The following is a 1,221-nucleotide window of genomic DNA, read 5'->3' on the forward strand; positions in this document are numbered from 1 at the left end:
GAAGGCATGGGGGTGGAGGTGCTCACGCCGGAGTATCGGCGGATCATGGAGGTCATCGCGGCTGCGTCGGGACCGGTGATGGCCAAGGACGTTGCGCTCGCGCTGGGCCGTGAGAACACTCCGGCACAGGTCGAGCCGGTCCGCGGCCAGTTGCGCAAGCTGTCCGACCGGGGCTGGCTGACCCGGACGGGCTCGGGACGGTACCTGCCGCGTTGATCGTCGGCTGGGGCAGAACGGCCAGTTCCGGCCGTAACACGAGGGCCCCCAGCGGGAGTTGGCGTTTGTGTGAAGAAACAGCCGCCCGCCGAGGGCTCTCCCGGTGTTGTCTACCAGGTCCGGCTTCCTGTGTCGAAGCGGACCGTCGATCTCGTCGGCGGACTGATACGCCGGCGCCGCAAACAGCTGGGCACACGCTGGCGCAAGGCCGCTCCGGGCACACAGGCGATCGTCGTGCTGGCCGTCCTGCGCCACGACCAGCGCCTGGCCGACATGGCCGGCGGCAACTCCGTCTCGGCCGCAACCGTCCGCCGCTGGGTGCTGGAGGTCCTCGACCTGCTCGCTGCCCGGGCTCCGCGTCTGGACCGCGCCCTGAAGAAGATCGCCCGTCGGGGCGGTGCGGTGGTCCTGCTGGACGGCACCCTCGTGCGCACCCGCCGCCGCACCGGGGCGGACAACCGCAAGAACTACAGCGGCAAACACAAGGCCCATGGCCTGCTCTTCCTCGCACTGACCGACGAGAAGGGAAACCTGATCTGGATCTCCTCCGCCCGCGCTGGCCGGGCCAGCGAGATCACCGCCGCTCGCCACGACCACATCACCAGGCATCTACGCGAGGCCGGCCTCGGCGCCCTGTCCGACCTCGGCTTCGTCGGCCTCGACGACGACCCCGACGATGCTCCGGTCATCATCACCGGCCGCAAGGCGACCCGCTCCCACCGTCTCACCGACGCCGAGAAGGAGGCGAACCGGCTGGTCAGCCGCGAACGCGCCGCCGTCGAGCACGCCTTCGCGAACCTGAAGACCTGGCGCATTCTGACCAAGGTCCGCATGAACGCCCGGCACGCCACCACGCTCCTACGGGCCCTGCTCGTTCTGGCGAACTGCGAAGTCCAGCGGGACAGACGATCACCCGACGGCGATCACTCCGTCTGCCAGCACGAGCACCGCATCACGGGCTCACACCAGTACCGCAACCTGCGAGTTCAAGATGAAACGATCTCA

2 protein-coding genes are annotated in these 1,221 nt (G+C 69.0%); both read left to right on the plus strand.

Annotated features, from left to right (window positions below; all coding sequences use genetic code 11):
- Positions 1-216, plus strand: a 216-nt coding sequence (locus tag MKW14_RS40665; protein ID WP_276623369.1) for a winged-helix domain-containing protein, incomplete at its 5' end; no start/stop codon positions are given.
- A gap of 69 nt (positions 217-285) precedes the next feature.
- Positions 286-1,221 (plus strand): transposase family protein (locus tag MKW14_RS40670; RefSeq protein WP_240871824.1); only part of this gene is annotated, 936 nt, incomplete at its 3' end.

This window comes from Streptomyces gilvus, from assembly GCF_022513565.1.
Classification (GTDB): domain Bacteria; phylum Actinomycetota; class Actinomycetes; order Streptomycetales; family Streptomycetaceae; genus Streptomyces; species Streptomyces gilvus.